Annotated in this window: 23 protein-coding genes, 1 tRNA gene and 1 other RNA gene; 9 read left to right on the forward strand and 16 right to left on the reverse strand. The window is 54.6% G+C overall.

Translation table 11 applies throughout. The features are described 5' to 3' along the window. Positions 1–219 precede the first annotated feature (219 nt). The 11 genes from ACFOWX_RS07250 to tkt all read right to left on the reverse strand — a co-directional run bounded on the left by ACFOWX_RS07250 (position 220) and on the right by tkt (position 10,644). Positions 220–1,431 carry an NADH-quinone oxidoreductase subunit D gene (locus tag ACFOWX_RS07250; protein ID WP_381422709.1) on the reverse strand — a complete coding sequence of 404 codons (1,212 nt, stop codon included), beginning with the start codon at positions 1,429–1,431 and terminating at the stop codon, positions 220–222. Continuing rightward, positions 1,431–2,225: an NADH-quinone oxidoreductase subunit C gene (locus tag ACFOWX_RS07255; RefSeq protein WP_381422711.1), complete on the reverse strand. Its 795-nt coding sequence runs from the start codon at positions 2,223–2,225 to the stop codon at positions 1,431–1,433. Before ACFOWX_RS07255 ends, ACFOWX_RS07250 begins: the two co-directional genes overlap by 1 nt. A gap of 2 nt (positions 2,226–2,227) precedes the next feature. Next, positions 2,228–2,770, reverse strand: coding sequence for a NuoB/complex I 20 kDa subunit family protein (locus tag ACFOWX_RS07260; RefSeq protein ID WP_381422712.1), 543 nt, complete (start codon positions 2,768–2,770; stop codon positions 2,228–2,230). After that, the gene (gene ndhC, locus ACFOWX_RS07265) at positions 2,761–3,135 is read right to left on the reverse strand and encodes an NADH-quinone oxidoreductase subunit A (RefSeq protein ID WP_381422714.1); all 375 of its coding nucleotides are present in this window, start codon (positions 3,133–3,135) and stop codon (positions 2,761–2,763) included. Before ndhC ends, ACFOWX_RS07260 begins: the two co-directional genes overlap by 10 nt. A gap of 120 nt (positions 3,136–3,255) precedes the next feature. Beyond that, positions 3,256–4,068, reverse strand: a complete 813-nt coding sequence (locus ACFOWX_RS07270; RefSeq protein ID WP_381422716.1) for an inositol monophosphatase family protein — start codon at positions 4,066–4,068, stop codon at positions 3,256–3,258. Positions 4,069–4,072: 4 nt separating this feature from the next. Next, positions 4,073–4,636, reverse strand: coding sequence for an elongation factor P (gene efp, locus ACFOWX_RS07275; RefSeq protein WP_381422718.1), 564 nt, complete (start codon positions 4,634–4,636; stop codon positions 4,073–4,075). Between the two features lie 81 nt (positions 4,637–4,717). After that, positions 4,718–5,341, reverse strand: coding sequence for a thiamine phosphate synthase (gene thiE, locus ACFOWX_RS07280; protein WP_381422720.1), 624 nt, complete (start codon positions 5,339–5,341; stop codon positions 4,718–4,720). A gap of 32 nt (positions 5,342–5,373) precedes the next feature. After that, the gene (locus ACFOWX_RS07285; RefSeq protein ID WP_381422722.1) at positions 5,374–6,261 is read right to left on the reverse strand and encodes a fructose bisphosphate aldolase; all 888 of its coding nucleotides are present in this window, start codon (positions 6,259–6,261) and stop codon (positions 5,374–5,376) included. Between the two features lie 169 nt (positions 6,262–6,430). Continuing rightward, a complete protein-coding gene (locus tag ACFOWX_RS07290; protein ID WP_381422724.1) occupies positions 6,431–7,624 on the reverse strand; it encodes a phosphoglycerate kinase in 1,194 nt (397 codons plus the stop codon). 11 nt (positions 7,625–7,635) lie between these two features. Beyond that, positions 7,636–8,643 (reverse strand): type I glyceraldehyde-3-phosphate dehydrogenase, encoded by a 1,008-nt coding sequence (gene gap / locus ACFOWX_RS07295; RefSeq protein WP_381422726.1) that lies wholly within the window; start codon positions 8,641–8,643, stop codon positions 7,636–7,638. Positions 8,644–8,676: 33 nt separating this feature from the next. Next, positions 8,677–10,644 (reverse strand): transketolase, encoded by a 1,968-nt coding sequence (gene tkt, locus ACFOWX_RS07300; RefSeq protein ID WP_381422728.1) that lies wholly within the window; start codon positions 10,642–10,644, stop codon positions 8,677–8,679. A gap of 245 nt (positions 10,645–10,889) precedes the next feature. On the opposite strand from tkt, the gene ACFOWX_RS07305 reads away from it, so the two are divergent. From ACFOWX_RS07305 to ACFOWX_RS07320, 5 genes are all read left to right on the forward strand, one after another. Continuing rightward, positions 10,890–11,087, forward strand: a complete 198-nt coding sequence (locus ACFOWX_RS07305; protein WP_381422730.1) for a hypothetical protein — start codon at positions 10,890–10,892, stop codon at positions 11,085–11,087. Further along, on the forward strand, positions 11,087–11,422 hold the full coding sequence (locus ACFOWX_RS07310) for a cell division protein ZapA (RefSeq protein ID WP_381422732.1): 336 nt from the start codon (positions 11,087–11,089) through the stop codon (positions 11,420–11,422). The genes ACFOWX_RS07305 and ACFOWX_RS07310 overlap by 1 nt, the downstream gene beginning before the upstream one ends. A 25-nt stretch (positions 11,423–11,447) precedes the next feature. Beyond that, positions 11,448–11,617, forward strand: a non-coding RNA gene (gene ssrS, locus ACFOWX_RS13515) — 6S RNA. 36 nt (positions 11,618–11,653) lie between these two features. After that, positions 11,654–12,223 (forward strand): 5-formyltetrahydrofolate cyclo-ligase, encoded by a 570-nt coding sequence (locus ACFOWX_RS07315; protein WP_381422734.1) that lies wholly within the window; start codon positions 11,654–11,656, stop codon positions 12,221–12,223. Next, the gene (locus ACFOWX_RS07320; RefSeq protein ID WP_381422735.1) at positions 12,220–12,459 is read left to right on the forward strand and encodes a DUF2842 domain-containing protein; all 240 of its coding nucleotides are present in this window, start codon (positions 12,220–12,222) and stop codon (positions 12,457–12,459) included. The genes ACFOWX_RS07315 and ACFOWX_RS07320 overlap by 4 nt, the downstream gene beginning before the upstream one ends. Positions 12,460–12,494: 35 nt before the next feature. Here ACFOWX_RS07320 and ACFOWX_RS07325 read toward each other — a convergent pair. Further along, a tRNA-Asp gene (locus tag ACFOWX_RS07325) sits at positions 12,495–12,571 on the reverse strand. Positions 12,572–12,893: 322 nt separating this feature from the next. Between ACFOWX_RS07325 and ACFOWX_RS07330 the strand changes: the two genes are divergently transcribed. The 4 genes from ACFOWX_RS07330 (at position 12,894) to ACFOWX_RS07345 (ending at position 20,646) form a co-directional block, all read left to right on the forward strand. Further along, a complete protein-coding gene (locus ACFOWX_RS07330; RefSeq protein ID WP_381422737.1) occupies positions 12,894–13,847 on the forward strand; it encodes a hypothetical protein in 954 nt (317 codons plus the stop codon). Continuing rightward, entirely contained in the window at positions 13,844–14,320 is a 477-nt protein-coding gene (locus tag ACFOWX_RS07335) for a hypothetical protein (RefSeq protein WP_381422738.1), read from the forward strand. Before ACFOWX_RS07330 ends, ACFOWX_RS07335 begins: the two co-directional genes overlap by 4 nt. Positions 14,321–14,386: 66 nt before the next feature. Then, complete coding sequence (locus tag ACFOWX_RS07340; RefSeq protein WP_381422740.1) at positions 14,387–15,454, forward strand: hypothetical protein; 1,068 nt, start codon at positions 14,387–14,389, stop codon at positions 15,452–15,454. A 110-nt stretch (positions 15,455–15,564) separates the two neighbouring features. After that, entirely contained in the window at positions 15,565–20,646 is a 5,082-nt protein-coding gene (locus ACFOWX_RS07345) for a hypothetical protein (RefSeq protein WP_381422742.1), read from the forward strand. Positions 20,647–20,905: 259 nt separating this feature from the next. Here ACFOWX_RS07345 and ACFOWX_RS07350 read toward each other — a convergent pair whose 3' ends face one another. The 4 genes from ACFOWX_RS07350 to thyA form a co-directional block, all read right to left on the reverse strand. Further along, on the reverse strand, positions 20,906–22,225 hold the full coding sequence (locus ACFOWX_RS07350) for a dihydrolipoamide acetyltransferase family protein (RefSeq protein ID WP_381422743.1): 1,320 nt from the start codon (positions 22,223–22,225) through the stop codon (positions 20,906–20,908). A 4-nt stretch (positions 22,226–22,229) separates the two neighbouring features. Then, positions 22,230–23,234, reverse strand: a complete 1,005-nt coding sequence (locus ACFOWX_RS07355; RefSeq protein ID WP_381424958.1) for an alpha-ketoacid dehydrogenase subunit beta — start codon at positions 23,232–23,234, stop codon at positions 22,230–22,232. Positions 23,235–23,257: 23 nt separating this feature from the next. After that, positions 23,258–24,544 carry a 3-methyl-2-oxobutanoate dehydrogenase (2-methylpropanoyl-transferring) subunit alpha gene (locus tag ACFOWX_RS07360; RefSeq protein WP_381422745.1) on the reverse strand — a complete coding sequence of 429 codons (1,287 nt, stop codon included), beginning with the start codon at positions 24,542–24,544 and terminating at the stop codon, positions 23,258–23,260. Positions 24,545–24,647: 103 nt separating this feature from the next. After that, on the reverse strand, positions 24,648–25,589 hold the full coding sequence (thyA, locus tag ACFOWX_RS07365; protein ID WP_381422746.1) for a thymidylate synthase: 942 nt from the start codon (positions 25,587–25,589) through the stop codon (positions 24,648–24,650). Between the last annotated feature and the right edge of the window lie 17 nt (positions 25,590–25,606).

Here is a 25,606-nt window from a genome sequence, read left to right on the forward strand (position 1 = left end):
CGAGACGCCGATACACTATTTTGTCGTCAATGCGGGTTTGAAATTCTACTTCAGACAGCCTTTCCGTTAACAAATCGAAATTCTGGCGATCTCTTGCCTGAAACAGCACCCAAACATCCTCCGAAAACGGGCCATCTACCGACGGAGTGGTCTCAACCGGCCCAGCAAGTGCGGAACTTGCGACGCTAAAAATCATTGCTAGTGGTAATAGTGAAAACCTCACCGGTCACACTCCCCGAACACGACGTCGATCGCGCCGATGATCGCGGTGGTATCGGCCAGCATATGGCCTTTGCTCATCATCTCGATCGCCTGCAGATGGCTAAAAGCCGTAGGGCGGATTTTGCAGCGGTAAGGCTTATTCGACCCGTCCGCGACCAGATACACGCCGAACTCGCCCTTGGGGCTTTCGGTCGCGACATAGACTTGGCCTGCGGGCACATGGAAGCCTTCGGTGTAGAGTTTGAAATGATGGATCAAAGCTTCCATCGATTGTTTCATCTCGGCGCGTTTGGGCGCGCTGACTTTGCGGTCGTCGCTGCAGATTGGGCCTTCGGGCATTTCCTGCAAACATTGCTTCATAATGCGCACCGATTGCCGCACTTCTTCCACGCGGACCATGAAACGGTCATAGCAATCGCCGCGCGTTCCCACCGGCACATCAAATTCCATGCGGTCATAGACGTCGTAAGGCTGGCTCTTGCGGATATCCCACGCGATGCCGCTGCCTCGGATCATCGGGCCGGAAAAGCCCCATTTGATCGCGTCTTCCTTGCTCACGGTGGCGATATCTACGTTGCGCTGTTTGAAAATGCGGTTGTCGGCCACCAGGCTGATCGCGTCTTCAAACAATTTCGGCATCCGCTTATCCAGCCAGTCACCAATGTCGGTCAACAGCTTGAGCGGCACATCCTGATGCACGCCGCCGGGCCGGAAATAGGCGCTATGCATCCGCGCGCCCGATGCGCGTTCGAAAAAGTTGAGGCAATCCTCACGAATTTCAAACATCCAAAGGTTGGGCGTCATCGCGCCCACATCCATCACGTGCGAACCAAGGTTCAACATATGGTTGGAAATTCGCGTTAACTCAGCGAAAAATACCCGCAGATATTGCGCGCGCAGCGGCACTTCCAGGTTCAGCAGCTTTTCAATCGCCAGCACATAGCTATGTTCCATGCCGAGCGGGCTGCAATAATCGAGCCGGTCGAAATAGGGTAAAGCCTGCAAATAGGTTTTATATTCAATCAGCTTTTCGGTGCCGCGATGCAGAAGACCGACATGCGGGTCCATGCGTTCGACGATTTCGCCATCCAGCTCCATGACCAAGCGTAACACACCATGCGCGGCGGGGTGCTGAGGTCCGAAATTGATCGTGTAATTTTCAATTGTTTCATCGCCTGTGGTTGGCGCTTTTTCAAGGGTTAAGCTCATTACTTCGCTCCCTTCACATTGGTTGCCGTCGGCTTGGTTGCCCTAGCTTTAGCAGCCTTGGGTTTTGGCTTCGCAGGCTTGGAAGTTTTCGCAGCAGCTTTATTGGCTTTAGCGCCCGCGCCGGTTTTCGCGGGGCCATCTGTCGTCTTGGGGGTGGACGCAGGGGCGGGAGGCGGAGGCGCGGCGGGTGCTTTCTCATCACCGGGCAGGACATAATCCGTACCCTCCCACGGGCTCATAAAATCGAAACTACGGAAATCCTGCGCCAATTTCACGGGCTCATATTTTACCCGCTTTTCTTCTTCAGAATAGCGCAGCTCGGTATATCCAGTCAGCGGAAAATCCTTACGCTGCGGATGCCCTTCAAAACCATAATCGGTCAGAATACGGCGCAGGTCATTGTTGCCAGAAAACAGCACGCCGTACATATCAAATACTTCGCGCTCCAGCCACCCTGCTACCGGCCAGATACCAGTAACCGACGGCACCGGGTCGGCCTCATCGGTTTCGACATGGACGCGAATGCGGTGATTTTTGGTCAGGCTGAGCAGGCAATATACCACTTCAAAACGCGGACTGCGACTCGGCCAATCGACACCGGCAATTTCCATCAGCTGCTGATATTCGCATTCATCGCGCAGCGCGATCATCACATCGACCAACGCATCGCGCTTGACGAGCAAGCCGGTTTCGTCATTCACCTCGGTCAATTGCAGCAGGTTTTTGCCCAATGCTTTCTTAATCGCTGCATTGGTGCCTTTTGGGTTGGAAATAAGGGGTGCGCTATGGGCCATATTTACCGCTCTATCGTTCCGACGCGGCGGATTTTCCGCTGCAATTGCATAATTCCATAAAGCAGCGCCTCGGCTGTGGGTGGGCAACCGGGAATATAGATATCCACTGGCACGATCCGGTCGCATCCGCGCACGACGCTATAGCTATAATGATAATAGCCGCCACCGTTGGCGCAGCTACCCATGGAGATCACATATTTGGGCTCGCTCATCTGATCATAAACTTTGCGCAATGCGGGCGCCATTTTGTTGCAGAGTGTGCCCGCAACGATCATAACGTCCGACTGACGCGGGGATGCGCGCGGCGCTGCGCCAAAACGCTCCATATCGTAGCGCGGCATATTGACATGGATCATCTCCACCGCGCAGCAAGCAAGGCCGAAGGTCATCCACCATAACGAGCCGGTGCGCGCCCAATTGAAAAGGTCTTCGGTCGACGTAACCAAAAAGCCCTTATCATCAATTTCCGACTGCAAATCGCGGAAGAACGCTTCATCCGGCTGCGCATCGGCCAGCGGCGGCTGCGATGTTGTGACTACTCCCATTCGAGCGCTCCTATTTTCCACGCATAAGCAAATCCGACCACCAGTTCGAACAGGAACAACATCATTGTCGCCCATCCCGTCCAACCAATTTCGCCCAGGCTTACCGCCCAAGGGAATAAAAATGCTGCTTCCAAATCAAAGATGATAAACAATATCGCGACCAGGTAAAAACGGACGTCAAATTGGCTCCGGCTATCTTCAAATGCCGGAAAGCCGCATTCATATTCGGTGAGCTTCGCCTCGGTTGGTTTGTAACTGCCCGTTAGGCGGGACACACCCATCGGCAAAAACACAAACAAAGAAGACAGCCCCAGCGCCACCACTAGGAACATAAAGATCGGCAGATATTGCGACAAATCAGTCAAAGTCAGACTCGCTTTTGCACTTAGAATTAGGGCGCTTTTAGGGGCAGGAACGGCAAGTCGCAAGGGCTGCAACGTGCTTTTTTTGCCCTATTTCTTGCGTTTCACTAAATCTGCAAAAAATTACCGCAACGATCCGGCAAGCAGCTTATGCATCTTGCTATGCAGCCCGTCATTGGCGGCCAAAATCTGTTTGTCGGCAATGGCTGGGCGTTGCCCGCGATAATCGGTCACAAAACCGCCAGCCTCTCGCACCAGCAAGCAGCCAGCGGCCGTATCCCAAGGCTGCAAATCCGCTTCCCAATAGCCGTCAAAGCGGCCCGCGGCGACCCATGCCAGATCGAGCGATGCTGCACCAAAACGCCGGATACCCGCCACTTCAGGAGCGATCGCGCCAAATATCCGGCTCCACTGTGCAAAATTGCCATGGCCCATGAAAGGAATACCTGTTGCTATCAAGGCGTCGGCCATATCACGGCGCGCTGAAACACGCAGCCGCTCTGTTTGAAGCCATGCGCCCCTACCCCGTTCAGCCCAAAAGCTTTCGTCGGTCAGCGGTTGATATACCAAGGCAGAGGTGATTTCCCGCTCACCATCCGCCAGCGTTTCTTCCACCGCGATCGAGATGGCAAAATGCGGAATACCGTGCAGAAAATTGCTGGTGCCATCAAGCGGGTCGATGATGAAGCGCGGTTTGCCCTCTTCGCCTTCAATCTCGCCCGATTCCTCCAACAGGAACCCCCAGTCCGGCCTCGCCTTGCTCAGCTCGTCATAAATAGTGCGTTCGGCGCGAATATCGGCTTTCGACACGAAATCAGCCGGGCCTTTGCGGCTCACCTGCAATTGCTGCACCTCGTAAAAATCACGGCGCAGCTTTGCGCCAGCTTTACGCGCGGCGCGGTCCATCATTGTCATAATGCCAGAATGGGCAACCATCGGACTATTCCGCTTTCTTTACATATTCCTTGGAATAGACATCAACGATGATGCGCGTTCCGGCTCCGATAAAGGGCGGCACCATAACGCGCACGCCATTGTCGAGTATGGCTGGCTTATAGCTGGAAGAAGCAGTCTGCCCCTTCACTACCGCGTCCGCCTCCACAATTTCAGCTTCAATTTGATCGGGCAATTGCACCGAAATAGGCCGCTCGTCATAGAGCTCCAAGGTCACTTGCATACCATCCTGCAAAAACGCAACTTCGTCGCCCAGCATATTGGCGGCCAAAGTAATCTGCTCGTAATTTTCATTGTCCATAAAAACCAGGTTGTCACCTTCGGCATAAAGATATTGGAAATCTTTGGTATCAAGCCGCACTTTTTCAACCGTATCCGCGCTGCGGAAACGCACATTGGTTTTGCGTCCGTCGATCAGGTTTTTCATTTCAACCTGCATATAGGCGCCGCCCTTGCCAGGCTGCGTATGCTGGATCTTGGCGACCTTCCACAGGCCTTTTTCATATTCGATTATATTGCCGGGACGGATATCAACGCCGCTGATTTTCATGGAGACCACTCGCTATTCAAAGTTGGAAAGAGCATGGCGCAAGACACGCCGTTGGAGGGGCCTTTAGCGGCGCAACGCGGCTTAGGCAAGCACAGCGTGAAAAGCTTTCACCGCCGCCGCTGCACCACCGGGATATTGCCACACGCCGCCGCTCACCGCCAGAAAGTCCGCACCGGCATCAACCAACGCCATTGCATTGTCAGGTGTGATGCCGCCAATAGCAACGCAAGGTATCTCCATAAATTTGGACCAGATTTGCAGTATTTCAGGGTCGGCCACATATTCCGTCGCCTTCGTCTTAGTCGGATAAAAGGCTCCGAAGGCGACATAGTCTGCACCCGCCTCACCTGCCTCCATCGCCAGATGGCGGCTATTGTGGCATGTGACACCGATTTGAACCTCCGCCCCTAACTCGAGCCGCGCCTCTCTCACATCGCCGTCGCTTTGCCCCAGATGGACCCCGTCGGCTTTCAATCTCTTGGCGAGCGCGACATTGTCATTGACGATGAAAGCCACATCATATTCGGCGCATATTTCCTGCAATGGGGCCGCAAGCCGCGCTGCGGCATGGTTGTCGATGCCCTTCACACGAAATTGAAATGCCGCCACCGGCCCAGCAGACAATGCAGCGCGTAACGCTTCGGGAAAATCACCGCCCACTTCAAGCGGCGAGATCAAATACAACTGGCAGGGAATCTTTTCCATTTGCGCCCTCTAACCGGAAGCTGCGCGATTCTCTAGGTTTTTGATGTGTCGTAAATTTGCTGGATGGCGCTATCCAATGCAGCGTTAAATTCAGCATCGCTTTGGCTATGCTGTAACCGTTCCAGTAACGCGCGGCTGAAACTGGCGATCATCCCGCTATTTTCCGCCAGTAATTGACATGCCTCATCCGTTGAATAACCGCCGGAAAGCGCCACTAAACGGAGGACGCGTGGGTGGCGGATCAAATCAGTATATAAATTACACTGTTCGGGGATCGATAATTTCAACATGACCTGTTTATCCTCGGGCAGCTTATCTAATGCTTGCCGAAGTTCATCCTGCAATATCGCATCCGCACCGCCGCGCTCGGCGCTTTTAATATTCACTTCCGGTTCGATGATCGGCATCAGGCCGTGGCTGATGATCTGCATCGCCACGTCAAATTGCTGTTTCACAATTGCGGAGATACCGTCCCTGTTGGCGAGATTGATAACAGAACGCATCTTGGTGCCGAATACGCCTTTTGCTCCGCCTTTCTGCAGCAGAGCGTCCAACGCTGGCATTTGCTTCATCAATTGCACGCCGTTTGCCTCTTCTTCCAGGCCTTGGTCGACTTTCAAAAACGGCACTATGCCTTTGGATTTCAAATAATCCGGAACGCTTTGACCAGCAGCTTCGCCGTCCATCGTTTTTTCAAATAAGATAGCGCCCAAAATCCTGTCGCCATCAAAGGCCGGTGACATCATTATCCGAACGCGCATTTCATGGATCAGCGCGAACATTTCATCCTCATTCGCAAATGCATCTGCGCCAATTCCATAAGCCGCGAGCGCCTTGGGGGTCGAACCGCCGCTCTGATCCAGCGCAGCGATGAAACCAGTGCTGCGTTCGATTTTATTCATCATTTCGGATTTTTGCATGAAATCATCCCGTATACTGGCCAGCATAAGGCCGCGTTGATTTGCGGCAGGCCTTAACCAGCATCATGCAGCAAATCAACCGCCAAACCCGCAGAAATCAGGGATTTTCTGTGTCTTTCGTTGTCATTTCCCGATCCGGCACAGACCAATCGGCAACGATTAAACTCACCTACTTCGACAATGCTTCGACGCCCGGCAGGGGCTTACCTTCCATCCATTCCAGAAACGCTCCGCCTGCGGTAGATACAAAGGTGAAATCATCCTGCACCCCTGCATGGGCGAGCGCGGCAACCGTATCACCGCCGCCCGCAACAGAAATAAGCGAGCCTTCCTTGGTCAGCGCCGCCGCCGTTCGGGCGAGCGACACGGTAGCCACATCAAACGGTTCCATTTCAAATGCCCCCAGCGGACCGTTCCAGACCAAAGTGCGGCAGGTTTTGAGCACATCGGCAAGCGCTTCGACGGCCGCAGGGCCGATATCAAGCACCATATCATCCGCCCCAATTTCATGCACATTCACTGTTTTTACAGGCGGATTTGCGCGAAATTCGGGTGACGTCACGACGTCATAAGGCAAATGCACCGTGCAATTGGCGCCGTCCGCCGCATCCAATATAGCCGAGGCCGTTTCGGTCAGGTCATGCTCGCATAGCGATTTACCCACATCGACACCGCGCGCCGCCAGAAATGTGTTGGCCATCCCGCCGCCGATGATCAGGTGATCGACCTTTGTCACCAGATTGTGGAGAACGTCCAGCTTAGTTGAAACCTTAGCTCCGCCAACGACTGCGGCCACGGGATGTTCGGGGTTGCCGAGCGCCGCTTCGAGCGCCTTCAGTTCCGCTTCCATTGATCGCCCAGCATAGGCCGGCAGGATGCGTGCCAGCCCGTCGGTTGACATATGAGCCCGGTGCGCCGCCGAAAATGCGTCATTGACGTAAAAATCGCCATTGGCCGCAACCGCCTTAGCTAAGTCCGCATCATTCGCCTCTTCGCCGGGGTAAAAGCGAGTATTTTCGAGCACGGCCACATCGCCATTGCCCAATATGCCCACCGACTGTTCAACCACAGGCCCCGCTATTTCCGGCACGAACATCACTTCACGGCCCAAAACAGCCTGCAAGGTCTCAACGATCATCGACAGCGACATTTCGCTATGCTTCGCACCTTTCGGGCGGCCAAAATGCGCCAGAAGCAATATTTTCGCGCCTTTATCTGCCAATTCAGCGACGGTCGGTATGATCGCCCGCAGCCGCATATCATCGGTCACTCGCCCATCGGCATAAGGTACGTTCAAATCGACCCGGACCAAGGCCCGTTTACCGGCAACATCGCCCAGATCATCGAGAGTTTTGAAGGCCATAAGCCGGTTCCTTAAAGAAAGCTTGCCATAACCTTGGCAGTATCAATCATGCGGTTGGAAAAGCCCCATTCATTGTCATACCAGCTAACCACCCGCACCAATTTGCCGTCCATGACGGCGGTTTCCAGGCTGTCAACGGTTGAGCTTGCCGGTTGATGATTGAAATCGGAGGAAACCAAAGGCAGCGTTTCAAAGGCGAGCACACCCTTCATCGGGCCTTCGGCCGCAGCTTTCAGCGCGGCGTTAATTTCGTCCTTGCTCGTTTCGCGGCCCGGCGTGAATACTAGGTCAACCAAGCTGACATTGGGCGTGGGAACCCGCACCGAGCTGCCGTCCAATTTCCCGTTCAATTCCGGCAATACAAGTCCAACCGCCCGCGCCGCGCCGGTCGTGGTGGGAATCATATTCAGCGCCCCTGCCCGTGCACGGCGCATATCGCTGTGCATCTGATCCAGCATCCGCTGGTCATTGGTGTAGCTGTGAACGGTGGTCATGAAGCCGCGTTCGATGCCAACCAGATCATTCAGGACCTTTGCCACAGGCGCGAGGCAGTTGGTCGTGCAGCTGGCATTCGAAACGATAATGTCATCTGACGTCAAAACGTCATGATTCACGCCATAAACAACTGTTTTCAAATCCCCTTTTGCAGGTGCAGAGATAAGGACGCGTTTGGCGCCTGCATCGATATGCGGCTGCGAGGCTTCGAGTGATTGGAAGAAGCCAGTGCATTCCAAGACAATGTCTATGCCCATTTCGCCATGCGGCAAATCGGCGGGATTGCGCTCCTGCGTCACCGCGATTTCTTTGCCATTCACGACGATTTTATTGCCGTTAGTCGTCACTTCGCCTGGGAAGCGGCCATGGGTGCTATCATATTTGAACAGCAACGCATTGGCCTCTGTATCGGCCAGATCATTGATCGCAACCAGTTCAAAATTGTCATCATCGCGTTCCAAAATCGCACGAGCGACAAGACGGCCTATCCGGCCAAAACCGTTAATTGCAACTTTTACAGACATTTGCTTCTCCTAAGGGGATGATCCGGAATTATATTATTGATTTAATCTGCTGATGATTTGCGGTGCAATCTTATCGGCGGTCAGGCCGAAATGATCGTAAAGACTATCAATTGGGGCAGAAGCACCAAAACTGTCGACGCCAAACCGCAATCCGTCTCGGCCAGTATAGCGTTCCCATCCAAATGTCGTTCCCGCCTCTATTGAGACAATCAGCGCGTCTGAGGCAAGGATATCGGATTGATAGGCCGAATCCTGCGCATCGAATAATTGCGTGCAAGGCATCGACACGACGTCGGTCCCAATCCCGCTGGTTTCAAGCTGCTGCGCGACTGCCAACGCGATTTCCACTTCTGATCCCGTAGCCAGCAAAACAGCTTTGCGGCGGGCAACAGCTGATTTCAAACGATATGCGCCGTTAGCGCACAGATTTTCGCTCACATCGCTGCGCACCATCGGCAGATTTTGCCGGCTGAGCGCCAATAACGATGGCCCGGTGCTATGCGACACCGCCAACATCCAGCATTCCGCCGTCTCAACCACATCAGCGGGACGAAAAACCAACAGATTTGGCATAGCGCGCAGGCTTTGCAAATGTTCGACGGGTTGATGGGTCGGGCCATCTTCGCCAAGGCCGATGCTGTCATGCGTCATCACATAAATCGCGCGAATACGTTGAACGGCCGACAATCGGATAGCTGCGCGCGCATAGTCAGCAAAGACCAAGAATGTGCCGCCATAAGGGATAATGCCGCCATGCAGCGCCATCCCATTCATCGCCGCTGCCATACCGAATTCGCGGATGCCATAATTGACATATCGCCCAGCATAATCGTTTTTATCCAGTGTTTTAGTCGAAGGAGTTTTGGTATTGTTTGAACCTGTCAAATCCGCCGATCCGCCCACCATGTCAGGCAGCGATGCCGTTAGGATATTCAGCGCCATCTCGCTTGCTTTGCGCGTTGCCACTTTCGGTGCGTCGGTGAGCAGCTGATCCAAATAAGCCTGTATCTCCAGATCACCGGGCAATATACCATTCATACGCCGCGTGAAGTCATCCTTATTGGACGCTGATTCTAAACGATTTTTCCACTCCTGATGCACCACTTTGCTACGCTCTCCAGCCGCTTTCCATGCAGCGGCGATATCGGCTGGTATCTCAAATGGTGCATGCGGCCATTCTATTTCTACACGGGCAGCGGCAACCTCATCCGCGCCCAAAGCTGCACCATGGGTCGCTGAGGTGCCTTGCTTGTTAGGAGCACCTTTGCCGATGATTGTCTTGCAAGCAATGAGTGATGGCCGGTTATCAGCAATGGCCGCATCAATGGCGCGGCGAATATCCGCAAAATCATGCCCGTCACAGCTTTCAACATGCCAGCCGGTAGCCGCATAGCGCGCGGCAATATCTTCACAAGACGACAGGTCAACCGCGCCGTCGATGGTGATATTATTGTCATCCCAGAGCACGATTAGTTTGCCCAGATTCAGATTTCCGGCCAACCCGATGGCTTCGTGGTTGATGCCTTCCATCAAGCAGCCGTCACCGGCAATCACCCAAGTCCGGTGATCGACCAACTGGTCGCCGAAAACGGCGTTCAAATGCCGCTCTGCAATCGCCATGCCAACCGCCATGGCAAGCCCCTGCCCCAGCGGGCCGGTCGTGGCCTCAACGCCATCCAGCTCGAAATTTTCGGGATGGCCAGCGCATGGGCTATGCAATTGGCGGAAGTTTCGGATATCATCGATAGTCGGCGCAGCATATCCCGCCAAATGCAGCGTAGCATATGCCAGCATCGAACCATGGCCCGCCGACAACACGAAACGGTCACGATCGGCCCATTTGGGCGCAGCGGGGTCGAATTTCAGATAATCTTTATACAACACCGTCGCCACATCGGCCATTCCCATCGGCATGCCCGGATGACCGCTATTCGCGGCTTGCACGGCGTCCATAGCCAGCGCCCTGATTGCATTGGCCATCTGCCGTTCACTGACAGTCATATAGTATCCCCTGCTACTTCAAATTAGCCAGAAAAGAAATTACTGGCATGGATGGGCGGCGGCCCGCATTTTCGAGTCGCCATTTTCGGGATTGCTTTGCTAGTCATCGCGGCCAGCGTCAAGTGACGAAGCAAGCTTTTTCCCCATTTTCCAACCGAAAACCGAAAAGTGACGTCACGGCGTCAAAACGTCATTTGCTTGCAGGCGCAATTCTGCTAAATACCGACAGTTGAAAGGTTTATCTTATGTCTAACGAAAGACTTATTCTGGCGATAGGCCGCATGGAACGGGCTTTGTCAAAGCTGGAGCAGGCGTCGGTGCAGCCACGCGGCGTGACCCCGCCTAATGACGAATTATCGGCCAAATATGACAAGTTGAAAGCCGAAACGCGGGCGGTTCTGGCCGACCTCGATCATTTGATCGCGCAAAGCGAGGCAGCATAATGGCCGACGTCCGCTTGAATATTGCGAGCCGGGAATATATCGTCACATGCCAAGATGGTGAAGAAGAGCGTTTGAAATCGCTGGGAATGCTGGTTGATGAAATGGCCCGCGAAGCGGTTGGGTCCGCAGGCGGGTTGAATGAGAGCCGTCAGCTTTTATTTGCATCCTTACTGCTAGCTGACAAATTACAGGATAGTCTAGCGCAGGCACAGTCGGCTGCTGCGCCCCCGACTTCTGCTCCCGTTCACAATGATCTTGCGGTGGAACAAGCCGCTATGACGATCGAGAAAATGGCCGAGCGGTTGGAAACTATCGCAAACAGGCTTGAGAATTAACCTGCCAAGGCTTACATAGTTATTGGCGGGGCTACCCGGCACGAACTGATGAGAACATCCCTGAGGCGATTCACTATCTAAGGGAGCTGTCCCTGTCCGGTCCACTCTTTCGCATTGGGGACCGGTGCATATGGCCCCCACCTGGCGTTTTTGGCGTCAGAGGATATTCCGGGAAACGACCATGGCGGTTCCGCCACTTTAATCTGACCGATTTTACCAAAAAGAGGCGTTATGGATATATTGGCAGATAAAGATGCGTTACGCCGCCAATATCGCCAAAAAAGAGAAGAATATGTCGTTCGCCTGTCGCCGCAGGATAAAGAGTTGGCATTTTCCGCCGTGCCCAGCCCCATCAAAAACCTGTTTCAGCCTGATAAATCGGTTGCGGCTTTCATCCCTCTACCATCCGAAGCGGACCCGGCTCGGCTGCTGACCTATGCCGCAGACATCGGCTGCCGCACCGCGCTTCCGTATGTCACGGGCAAGGCCGCACCCATGCAGTTTTTGGCATGGCGGCCGGGGGATCCGCTCTATGATGGGCCATTTAACCTGCAACAGCCGGACAGCGAAGCAGCCATCATTCATCCCGACATTGTCATCGTCCCGCTCGTCGCCTTTGACCGCAGTCTCAACCGTTTGGGGCAAGGCGCTGGCCATTATGACCGAGCGCTTAGTTTATTGAGTGATAGCACCGCAATCGGCCTTGCATGGTCGGTGCAAGAACACGATTTTCTGCCCGCTGATCCATGGGACATGCCCTTGGACGCGATATTAACCGAAAAAGAATGGATAACCCGATGAATGAACCCGAAACTTATAAGCCCAGTTGGCGAAAGCCAGCGGGGGTCCTGCTCATCATGGCCTATATCACCATATGGGCGGTTATCGTCGTCAGCCAATGGGAATTGATTGGCAAATTACCGATATTGGTACAATCGGTCATTTACCTGATTGCGGGTATCATATGGCTGTTACCGCTGAAGCCGCTCCTCATTTGGATCGAAACCGGAAAGTTCAAAGCGCCGATGTCTGAATAGAACAACATAAAGCAAGCCAATCACCGAAAAGGCAATGGCGCGAGTGACGGGGCTCGAACCCGCGACCTCCGGCGTGACAGGCCGGCGCTCTAACCAACTGAGCTACACCCGCTAACATGCGGTGGGGGCGCACTAGAAGCGGCGGGGGATTCTGTCAACACACAGAATGCAATCGCGTTGATTTTATCAGACCAAAAAATCACCAACAACCGCCAGTGGTTTTGGCAAAGCCACGCAGATGGCAAGGTTGTTACGACTATTTACATCATTTATCTGGATAATATAACGCATGTTCATAGGCTTAGCTGGTTAAAGCAAAGAACAGCTATTTAACGGTTTATTGACCTTATTCCGGCATAAGCTCCGTTATGTGGAAAATAAATGGTCATATATCACCCGGATACAAAGCAGGACGTCCCGCCAAAGCGGGCTTGTTGGCTGCAACCATCATGGGCGGGCTGTGCCTTGCTTCTCCTGCTTTTGCGGCGGGAACCCTTGCGGGTACGGATATCGAGAATATGGCGACGGCAAGTTATGAGACACCGGGCGGCACAATTCAGATTGATTCGAACCTCGTCGTAATTAAGGTCGACGAATTGCTGGATGTTACAGTCACCAATAGTGACCCCGGTGATATTCCAAGCTCCCCCGGCGCCACCGCCAATGTGCAACGGTTCCTTGTAACTAACACCGGCAATGGCGAAGAAGCTTTCCGGCTGACCCCAAATTTGGCTGTGGCTGGAGATGATTTTGATCCTGCCTTGCAAAATGTCGTGCTCGATAGCAACGGCAATGGCGTTTATGATCCAGGTGTCGATACGGTCTATACCGCGGGAACCAATGATCCTGTGCTGCAACCGGATCAGAGCATTACCGTTTTTGTAATCAGCAGCACGCCCGCCACCGTAAATGACGGCAACCGCGCAGAGGTTTCGCTTTCTGTCGCGGCGACGACCGGAACCGGCGCTCCGGGCACAACCTTCACCGGTGCAGGTAACGGCGGCGGTGACGCAGTTGTCGGAACGACTGGCGCAGATGCGGACGATAACGGTTTCTTAGCGGTTCAAGCAGCAATTTTGAGTTTAGTGAAATCGGCGGTAGTCGCGGATCCTTTCGGGGGATCGCGGGCGGTTCCGGGTTCGACCATCACTTACACATTGGTGGCGACTATAACCGGCTCGGGCAGCCTGACCAATGTCGTCATTTCCGACCCCATTCCCGCAGACACACAATATGTCCCCGGAAGCATCACTTTGGACGCAGCGACTCTGACCGATGCAGCCGACACCGATCAAGGGAATTTTAACGGTTCGCAGGTAAGAGCAGCTGTTAGAAATATCGCCGCAGGCGAAACAAGGACCGTCACATTCAGGGTAGTAATCCAATGAAGAAGCTAATTATCTCAATTTTCGCGCCATTTATCGCGATATTGCCGGTGTCAGCCGCTCATGCAGCGAGCCAGGTACAGCTGTCGAGCGACGTGTTTGTTGAACGGACAAAGCAAAAACCCGACGGCACAGTTACCACCATATTGGAGGAACCGAAATTGGTCACTCCAGGCGATAATCTCGTTTTCGTTGTAAAGTTCAAAAATGCCGGAGTGAAACCGGCGGAAAAATTTGTCGTCACCAATCCATTGCCAAAGGCTGTGGCCTTTAACGGCACAGCAGACGGATTGGAAACCGTATCGATCGATGGCGGCAAAAGCTGGGGCTTTTTGTCAAATCTTCGGGTGGAGGATGCCGAAGGCAAATCTCGTCCGGCATTGATGGCAGACGTCACTCATATTCGTTGGAATTTAAATCAGCCCTTACCCGCCGGATCAGGCGGCAAGCTGATTTTTCGTGGAATCGTAAGATAACCGCAAAACCGCCCGGATTGCCGCGGTTTTTCTGGCAATCCACAGTAAGTAAGAAGGAAAAAAGCTATGACCAGTATGCTTAAACTCCTCGGCACTTCGGTTGCAATTGCAGCAATTGCGGCGGCTTCGGCTCCTGCGATGGCTACTACAACAGCCGGTACCGATGTAAACAACACCGTTAGCGTGACGTTTCAGGTTGGCGGCGTAACACAAACGCCTCCGCCAAATGCGACCAACACATTTAAGGTTGACCGTAAAATCCTATTTACGATTACCGAAAAAACCCCTGTTGGCACCACAAACGTGTCTGCCAACCAAACCGGCGCTATAACGGCATTCACATTGACCAACACTTCGAACGATGTGCTCGACTTTGTCGTAACGCCAAGTCAGATTGTAACCGGCGGCGCAACACCGCGCGGCACCGATGCGTTCAACCTGAACAATCTGTTGATCTGCCTTGATGCGAATAACGATAATGCTTGCGACTCGCCTGCGACCGCAACGCTGACCGTCGACAATTTGGCACAAGATACCGGCACGACTACCGTTTTGATTATCGGTGACATTCCTGCTTCGGCGACCAATGGTCAAATTGCAGGTGTGACTGCAACTGCCAGCGCGCGGAATAGCAATGGTTCGACCATCACCGCCGCAACCGATGCAACGGTTAACGATCCGACCGTTGTTGAAACCATCTTTGCCGATCCAGGCCGCGATAACTCTGAAGCTGCAAGCGACGATTATACCGTTGCCGCCGCAGCGCTCAGCGTGTTCAAATCGAGCCGCGTTACCGCTGATGGGGTCAGTGCTTCGAATTTCAAAGCTATCCCGGGCGCAACTGTTGAATATTGCATCTCGGTCGCCAACGCCTCAGGCGCTGCAACCGCAAGCAATATCAACATCTCGGATGCTATTCCTGCCAACACGACATATGTTCCAGGCTCAATCAGGATCAATGGCACCGTGACAAGTCCAGGAGCGGCGCAAACCTGCTCCGGTGGAACTAACGCGACCGACTCTAGCGCCGACGCAGATGGCGGGCAATTCGGTTCGAACACTGTTTCGGGAACATTGGCCAATATCGCCGGCGGAGCGTCACGCGCTCTCTTGTTCAGCGTAACGATCAACTAATAAGGAACAGGCGGCATTTCGGGGGATCGGCCAATCGCCGCTCCCGCCGAAAGCCGCCTTTTTCAGCCATGAAGGCATTAACCAAATCTTTTATGCAATACGCAGCATTGTTGGCTGCAGGAACTATGCTTCCTGCGGCCAACAATGCTGCGCAGGCGCAAACCAATGCGTCCGCGCCAAAAATCATCAGCAACACGGCATTAGCCGAATGGGACGTTGGACCAAATACCCTGTCCCGCCCATCGAACACCGTGAACATCTCGGTGCAGCCAGTGGTCAGACCACCTGCCACGCTTAGCCTTTTTCATTTTTCCAATGCCCCCGGCGCGACGACAGCGAATCTCGGCGCGAACCAGTGCATTGGAAATAACGGAGCGACCCCAGTAACATTGGGAGGCGCTTTTGCCGGAACTTCGACCAGTCCGGCCTCCTTGGTCCCTGCTACAGCGATAAGAGCAGGCGAACCTCTGGTGATTCAGGTCGATGATGCTGTTCATAACGCCGATCCTGGCGCGATTGAGCAGTTTGAGGTCACCATTACGACAGCCAATGGTGACAGAGAGCGCATAACCCTGATTGAATCCGAAGCGAATAGCGGTCGTTTTCGGGGAATCATTAACACGGCGGCGGTTCCAGCCACGCCGGTTCAGGGCGATTGCACTCTTTCCGTGCGTCCCGGCGACGAATTGCGCGTCGAATTGGACGATAACAGCACTGGCACTGACATAGGAACCGGCGAAGTCGACATTTTGGTCGATCCCTTCGGCTTGACCTTCGATAGTGCCAATGGCGTTCCGGTGGAAGGAACAAGGGTCACCATTGTCGATGCAAATACCGGCGTTCCGGCGCAGGTTTTTGGCGATGATGGTGTGTCCGATTTCCCCAATTCGGTGATCGTGGGAAGCACTGTAACCGACAGCGGCGGCAACGTGTATAATTTCCCGACCGGATTTTATCGCTTCCCCTTCTTAAGGCGCGGCGATTACCGGCTGGTGATAGTTCCGCCTGCGCCATATACGCATCCATCGGTTGCAACGCCCGCCGAATTGGCGGCTTTAACGCGTCCAGATGGAGGCGCATTTGCCATTGTCGATGGATCCTATGGCGGTGTCATCACCTTGGATGATCCTGCCCCCGTGCGCATTGACGTGCCGTTGGACCGGCCCGGCGGCGCGTTGACGATCAGCAAATCGACCTCAACACAAAATGCGATGCCCGGCGATGTCGTGCAATATCGGATACAGGTCAGCAACCCTGATCCCGCCCGCGCCAGCGCCGCAATCACTGTGACCGATCAATTGCCGCGCGAGCTGCGCCTACGCCAGAATAGCGTTCGTTATCAGGGCGCAAGCATTATACCTATCGTTGCCGCCGACGGCTCCAATTTCTCCGTGACCCTGCCCTCTTTGGGCGGCGGTCAATCGGGTATCATATCCTATCTTGCCGAAGTGCGTCAGGATGCGCGCCCGGGCAATGCCATCAACCTGGCGTCTGCACGCGACGCTCGCGGTGCGGTCAGTGACACGGTTGACGCACCCATCCGCATTGTTCGCGACGGGATTAGTGAACGGATGACGATCATTGGCCGAGTGACCGAAGGCGGATGCAATCTTGATCCCAATAACGCCCCCGGTATCCCCGGCGTGCGCGTCATGTTGGAGGACGGAACATATACCGTTACCGACGCCGATGGCCGGTACCATTTTGAAGGCATCATTCCCGGCATCCATGTGGTTCAAGTCGATCCTGGCAGCTTCCCGCTGGATCAGGAGCCAGTGAATTGCACGCAGAATACCCGCAGCGCAGGCAGCGCCATTTCGCGCTTTGTTGAAGGCCGCGGCGGCAGCCTGAAACGCGCCGATTTCCGCAGCCGCAAGACAGAAGCCCGTGCGCAAATTGCAGCAGATGTGAAACCGATTCCTACGGCCATGTCGGATCAGGATGCCGCCGGTTCCAACACCGACTGGTTGAAAGATCAAGGGCCGGGCCGTGCGTTCCTATTCCCGGGAACCGACCATAACCCGCGTGTCCGCGCCATCCGCATCGTTGTAAAACATGCCGAAGGCGAGCGCGTGGAGCTGCTGGTCAACGGTAAAGCGGTCGATCCACTCAATTATGACGGGCAAAAGAAAAATTCCGATGGCAGTATAAGGGCCAGCATCTGGCGCGGCGTCAATATTGAAGAGGGCAACAATGTGCTGACCGCGCGCATTGTGAACAGCGATAAGAAGCTGCTCGAAACGCTCACCCAAAATGTGTATTATGCAGGCGCGCCCATCCAAGCTCAGTTTATCAAAGAATTATCGGTCTTGCGCGCCGATGGCGTAACGCGTCCGCGCATCGCGGTGCGATTGACCGACCGCAATGGCAAACCGATCCAGCATGATTCAGTTGGCGATTTCAGCGTCACCGATCCCTATCGCGCAGCGGTAGAGGCCGATGCGCAGCAAGCGGCTCAACTGTCCGGGTTGGAACGTGCCGCGCCGGTATGGCGCGTCAACGGAGATGACGGCATTGCCTATATCGAGCTGGAGTCGACAACCGCGTCGGGCACGGTCAGCATTGGTTTCAACTTCGTCGATGGCAAGGTCAAGCGTCAGCAACGCATCGAAACCTGGCTCGATCCGGGCAACCGTCCTTGGACCGTGGTTGGTTTTGCCGCTGGCACGATCGGTTTCAACAAACTGAATGACGGCTTGGAAGATTTGGCCGATCAGCATGAAGACGAAATCAATGTCGATGGCCGCATCGCGCTATATGCAAAAGGCCGCGTGTCCGGCAAATGGCTGCTCACCCTCGCCTATGATAGTGACAAGAAAGAAGATGAGACCCGCTTTGCCGGTGTCATCGATCCGCGCCGCTATTACACCATCTATGCCGACCGCGCTGAACAGCGCTATGACGCGGCATCGACCCGCCGTTTGTATCTGAAGCTGGAACGGCCACAATTTTATGCGCTGTTTGGTGATTATGCGACGGGTATCGATGAACCCGAACTCGCCCGGTATCAACGCAGTTATAACGGTATCAAAGCCGAATATCGCAGCGATCAGTTATCCGCTCAGATTTTTGGTGCCGATACGCCTTATCGCTATCGCCGCGAAGAAATTCAGGGCAATGGCCTGACCGGTCCCTATGCACTGTCCAGCCGCGACATATTGGCGAATAGTGAACGTATCACCCTGCAAACCCGCGACCGTCTGCGGTCCGACCGGATTGTCGATGAAACAACGCTGGTGCGCCATATTGATTATGATATCGATTATCTGGCCGGAACATTGATTTTCCGCTCCCCCATCCTGTCACGTGACAGCGGCCTCAATCCGCAATTCATTATCGCCGAATATGAAGTTGACGGTATCGGCCAACGCGTCAACAACGCAGGCGGACGCGTGCGTTGGAACAGCAAAGACGAAAAACTGCATATTGGTGCAACCGCGATCCACGATGAAACCGACAGCGATAAGACCAATCTGGCTGGTATCGACGTGCGCTATGCACCTACCACTTCGACCGAAATCCGTGCTGAATTTGCCGGCTCCGATGGCAAAGCTAATAGTGGCAGCGCCAATGGCGATGCCGGCCGGGCGAATGCATGGTTGGTGGAGGCCGAACATCACACCGGCACGGTCGACATACTTGCTTATGTGCGCGAACAAGAAGCGCGCTTTGGCGTTGGTCAACAAAATCGCAGCGAAATTGGTACCCGCAAATATGGCGTCGATGCCCGTTTGCGCCTGAACGACAATCTCAGCATCGCTGCACTGGCTTATCAAGAAGAATATCTCGACACCGATGCCCGCCGCCGCGCCGCGGGTAGCGAGTTGGAATATCGCAAGGACGATACCACCCTGCGCGCCGGGTTGACCCATGCGAATGACCGGCTCGATGATGGTTCGGTGAATAAGTCGACAATCGCCAAACTGGCGGCATCGCAAAAATTGTTCGACAATAAATTGGAACTGGGTGCGCAAACCGAATTTGCCTTGGGCGGACAGGATGAAAGCATCGACTTCCCTGCCCGTCACACATTGAGCGCACGGTATTCCGTTGCGCGGGACATACAGCTGATCGGCAGCTATGAAATTGCGAAGGGCGAAAATATCGATGCGCGTACCGCACGGCTCGGCTTTGATCTCGCGCCGTGGGCTGGCGGCCGTATATTGGCGAGCGCCAACCAACAGGATATTGGCGAATATGGTCCCCGCACCTTTGCCGCCTATGGCTTGGCACAATCTTTTAAGATTAACGACAAATGGTCGGTCGACCTATCGGTAGACGGCAATAAAACCTTAAGCGGAATTGACCGCGGCGATGTGCTGAACCCATTGCAGCCTGTTGCATCGGGCGGATTTTTGGGATCCGATAGCAGCTTAACCGAAGATTTCACTGCGCTGACTGCTGGGGCAACCTACCGGGACGAAAAATGGAGCTGGACCGGCCGGGCCGAATATCGCGACGGGGAGACCGTCAACCGTTACGGCTTCACCTCGGCCATATTGCGCCGCATTGGCGAAGGTCAGGCGGTTGCAGGTGCGTTTAGCTGGTTAAAGGCAGAACAATCTGTTGGCGCGTCAACCGAAAGCGCCGCTGCGGAAATAAGCTGGGCACACCGCCCGTCGAGCAGCGACTGGGCGTTTTTGAACAAATTGGAATTGCGCCATGACGCGGTTCGCGGAGCCATTTCCGGCTTGCCTGGTCCAATTGGCGGCGTTGGCTTGACGATCGACGGTGATGCGACCTCACGCCGGATTATCAACAGCCTGTCGGTGAACTATACGCCCAAGGGGCGCGACGACGATATTTTGGGCAGCGAAGATGGCAATTATTTCGAACGCGGCGAATATTCGCTTTTCTGGGGCACGCGCTATGCTTCCGAAAAGATCGGCGCAGACGATGTCGAAGGATGGAGCAATGTCATTGGCGCTGATTTCCGTTTCGACCTAAGCAAAGTGGCCGATATTGGCGGACAAGCGACCGTCCGGATCGGCAGCAACGGCAGCAACATCGCCTATTCGGGCGGCCCTGCAATCACCGTGGCACCGTTTGAAAATGCCAATATCTCGCTCGGCTATAATATCGTCGGTTTCGCTGACCGCGATTTTGAAGAAAGCCGCTACACCAGAAGCGGCCCGTTTGTGACCCTGAAACTGAAATTCGACCAGGAAAGCCTAGCTGGACTACAGTTTTAATGGACTCGCCTCGCCCGCCGCATCGCTGTGCGGCGGGCGCAAGGAAGCAGCCGGGTTGAGCCGGTTGCCATATGCAGGACCGATGTTTCGCTGACATAGGTTCGTGAGCAGGGACAATGGCATTTCGCTGATGCCGCCGGTCCCATATGATGCGCCGTTTCGCTGACGGAGCAGAAATCGGTGTTCGCATTTGGCGGATGCTGAACGGATATATTGTCGCGTCCTTTGCCATCACGGCTTGGGCGTTTTTTCTGCTGGCTCAATCTGCGAAAAGCAGCACCGGCGTCTCTATCAGCTTTTTGAGCGCTTGGACAAAGCTCGCCGCGTCGTAGCCATCAACGACGCGGTGATCGCAACTGATGGACAGATTCATCAATTTCCGCGCCTCTATCACATCACCGACAAACATCGGGCGTTCCACGATCTTGTTAGGGCCGATTATCGCCACTTCTGGACGGTTTATGACAGGCGTGGTGGCAATCCCCCCCAATGGCCCCAAAGACGTCACAGTAAGGGTAGAACCGGACAGCTCATCCTTCGTCGCGCTGCCATTGCGAGCAGCCTCTGCCAGCCGCGCGATTTCATCGGCCAGTTGCCATATATTCTTGTCCTGCGCGTCGCGTATAACCGGCACCATTAACCCCGCATCCGTCTGCGCCGCGATACCCAGATGCACTGCGCCATGACGCGTCACGACGCCCGCTTCGTCATCATATAGCGCGTTGATCATCGGAAAATCAGGAATGACTTTACAGATTGCCACTATCAGCAACGGCAGCATCGTCAGCTTGGGCCGCTCGCCCCTATTGGCGTTCAAATCCGCTCTCATCGCTTCCAATGCGGTAACATCCATCTCTTCGACATAGGTGAAATGAGGGATATGGCGTTTCGAAGCGGCCATATTTTCGGCAATCCGGCGGCGCATTCCGATGACTTTTATCGTTTCATCTGGACGCTTCGCTGTCGCCCCCGCAGGCCGGTACCCCTGCCCCGCGCCATAGGTCAAATAAGCGTCCAGATCGGCGTGGCGCACATGATTGCCCAGTGCTTTCACAGCTGTCAAATCGACCCCCAAATCTTTCGCTCGCGCCCGGACCGCCGGCGATGCGGTGACTTTGGCGGGCGCTTGGTGCGCACCAAGGCCCAACTCCGCCTCACCCGTTAAGACTGGCTCTGGCACTGGCTTTTCGGCAGGTGATACCATGACGTCACTTTTGCGTTCTGCCGATTTTTCTGACGCTATGACGTCAGTTTCTGGGGCAGCAGCTTTTGGCGCGTCAGCTGGTACCTCCTCGTCCACAGCATCCGCCGACACCGGCTCTTCCGCATCTCCTTCTCCATCTGTCTCTATTTCGACTAGCATCGATCCGATCGGGATAATATCGCCTTCGTCCCCTGCAACAGCTTTCACGACGCCCGACACCGGGCTTTCCATTTCCACCGTCGCTTTGTCGGTCATCATATCGGCAATGGCCTGATCTTCTTCGATCCGGTCGCCTATTTTGACATGCCAAGCGACAATCTCCGCCTCGGCAATGCCTTCGCCAATATCGGGCAGGTTGAATATGAATTTTGCCATCGCGTTAATCCTTCATAATCTTTTGCATTGCCGTTCCAATGCGAATGGGTCCGGGGAAATAGGCCCATTCCAAACTATGCGGATAGGGCGTGTCGAAACCCGTCACCCGCTCGACCGGCGCCTCTAGATGATAGAAGCAGCGTTCCTGCACCAGCGCCGCAAGCTCCGCGCCAAAACCGCTGGTCCGCGTTGCCTCATGCACCACCATGCAGCGTCCGGTTTTTTTCACCGATGCTTCGATCGTTTCAATATCCAGCGGCAATAAAGTCCGCAGGTCGATAATTTCTGCATCCACGCCCTGATCGGCCACCACCGCTGCCACCACATGAACCATCGTGCCATAGGTCAGGATGGTCATCGCCTCACCAGCGCGTACCACCGATGCTTTGCCCAGATCGATGCGGTAATACCCTTCGGGCACCGCGCTCGCGCTATGTTTGGACCATGGTTCGACCGGACGGTCATAATAGCCTGTAAACGGTCCGTTATAAATGCGTTTGGGTTCGAAAAAGACAACCGGATCATTATCCTCAATCGCCGCGATCAGCAGCCCTTTGGCATCATAGGGTGTCGCCGGAATAACCGTTTTCACACCGGACATATGGGTGAATAGGCTTTCGGGTGACTGGCTATGTGTTTGCCCGCCAAAAATCCCGCCGCCAAAGGGGGAGCGGATCGTCATGGGGCAGATATAATCCGCCGCCGACCGGTAACGCATCCGCGCTGCCTCACTCACCAGTTGATCAAGACCGGGATAGATATAGTCGGCAAACTGTATCTCCGGCACCGGGCGCAGGCCATAGGCCGCCATGCCGACGCTGACCCCAACAATTCCGCATTCGCTAATCGGTGTATCGAATACGCGCGTCTTGCCATGTTTATGCTGCAGCCCAGCGGTCGCGCGGAATACGCCGCCAAAATAGCCGACATCCTCCCCCATGATGACAACATCGGGATCCGTGGTCAGCATTATGTCGAGCGCGCTGTTAATCGCCTCGATCATATTCATTGTTTTGAAATTCTGTTCGGCCATTATTTCGGCTCCCAATCCGGGCCGAATTTGGCGCGCTGTTCATCCAGCATTTGTGCGCATTGTTCCTGCAAATGCCAAGGTTGTTCTTCAAACACATCTTCGAACATCGATTCAAACGGATGATGAAGCCCATGGCCCAGCGTCCCGTTCTTTTCCGCCTCTTTCTGCTTTGCCTTAACCAGGTCGGTCAGCTCCGCCGCCTGCGCCGCATGACGGTCTTCATCCCACTCACCGATCACGAACAAATGCTGTTTCAATCGCTCCACGGGATCGCCCAGCGGCCATTTGGCAAATTCCTGCGCCGCACGGTATGCGTGCGGATCGTCCGACGTGCTGTGCCCCTCTGCGCGGTAAGTGAAATATTCGATCAGCGTCGGCCCGTTATTCGTCCGCGCCCGGTCCGCGGCCCATCGCATCGCGGCATAGACGGCGAGCGGATCGTTGCCATCAACGCGCAGGCCGGCGATGCCGTAACCCACCGCCCGCGCGGCAAAGGTTGTCCGTTCTGCACCGGCAAATCCCGAAAAACTGCTAATCGCCCATTGGTTATTCACAATTTGCATCACGACCGGCGCATTGTAAACGGCGGCAAAAGTCATTGCGCTGTGGAAATCCCCTTCCGCCGTTGACCCTTCGCCGCACCATACCGCCGCAATGCGGCTATCGCCTTTAGACGCCGATGCCATGGCCCAACCTACGGCTTGCGGATATTGGGTGGTCAAATTGCCCGACACGCTGAAATATCCATGATCGGGGGCGGAATACATGATCGGCAATTGCCGCCCCTTCAAATGGTCACCGCTATTCGAATAAATCTGGTTCATCATCTGGGTCAGCGAATAGCCGCGCGTGACCAAAATCCCTTGCTGGCGGTAGCTGGGAAAGCACATATCATCCTTATCGAGCGCCATGGTGGTCGCGACCGATGTTGCCTCTTCGCCCGTGGATTTCATGTAAAAGCTGGTTTTGCCCTGACGCTGTGCCCGAAACATGCGGTCGTCAAAAGCACGTAGCAGAATCATATTGCGCAGCATCACCCGCAGCACGTCTGCATCCAAATGGGGATTCCAGCCACCCTTCGCGGCACCGTCAAAATCGAGTACGCGGACAAGACCGTAGCTATAGGCGCTTAATTCCGACGGATGGCACCCTTCGTCAGGGCGCGGCAATGCGTCAATCTCGGGCACCTCAATATCGCTGAAATCCGCCTCGTCCCCGGGGCGATATTTTGGTTCGGGAACATGCAACTGCAAAGGCGGCAGATTGCCGCGCTGTCCATGGGCCATCGTCTCTCTCCAAAACGGGCGGCGAGCCAATCCGACTCGCGCCACGATATTAGCAACGATTGTTATTTTATTTCAATTTCCGATTTAGGTCAACCAACCTGACCTAAACAGCCACTGGCGCAGAAATATGGGCCTGCGGGACATAATCCTCAACGGCAAAATCTTCGATGCTATAATCAAAGATGCTATCTGCTTTTCGCAAAATACGCAATTTGGGCGCGCCCGATGGGGTGCGGGACAGCTGCTCTTCAACCAGCTCTGCATGGTTGATGTATAAATGAACATCTCCGCCTTGCCAGATGAAATCGCCCGGCTGCAAACCTGCTTGCTGTGCCAACATCCGGATCAATAAGCTCGCGGAAAATACATTAAAGGCAAAACCAAGCCCCAAATCGCAAGAACGCTGGAACAGCAAACCATTCAGCTTCCCATCCGCGACCTGAAACTGATATGTTTTGTGGCACGGGGGCAGCGCCATTTGATCGAGTTCGGCGACATTCCAACCTTCAATAATATGCCGCCGCGAAGCGGGATTATTTTTCAAGCTTTCCACCAAAGCTGCGACCTGATTAATGCCTTGCGATAACCGGCGGTATAACGGCCCCTCGCTGTCGGACCCTGACTGTTCATAGCGCGGCCAATCGGTCCATTGCTTCCCATAAACTGGCCCCAGATCGCCCCATTTCAGGGCAAATTCCTCATCCGCCACAATCCTGGCTTCAAAATCATCCTGAGATATATCGTCGCCCGTTTCCTGCCGATAATGGGCCAGCGGCCAATCGGTCCATATCCGCACTTTGTTGACCAACAATGGCCGAATATTTGTGTTTCCCGTCAGGAACCACAGCATTTCGCGTGCGGCTGTTTTCCAGAAAACTCTTTTCGTGGTTAACAATGGAATAGCGTCATCGGCCAATGAGAAGCGCATTTGCGCCCCGAACAGCGCTTTGGTCCCGACGCCCGTTCGGTCATGCTGCACGGTGCCTTCGGTCCATATGCGGCGCATTAAATCCAGATATTGCTGCTCATAATGTTGTTCGGCCATAACAAGGGGCTAAGCCG

This window comes from Sphingorhabdus arenilitoris, assembly GCF_042651485.1.
GTDB lineage: Bacteria > Pseudomonadota > Alphaproteobacteria > Sphingomonadales > Sphingomonadaceae > Sphingorhabdus_B > Sphingorhabdus_B arenilitoris.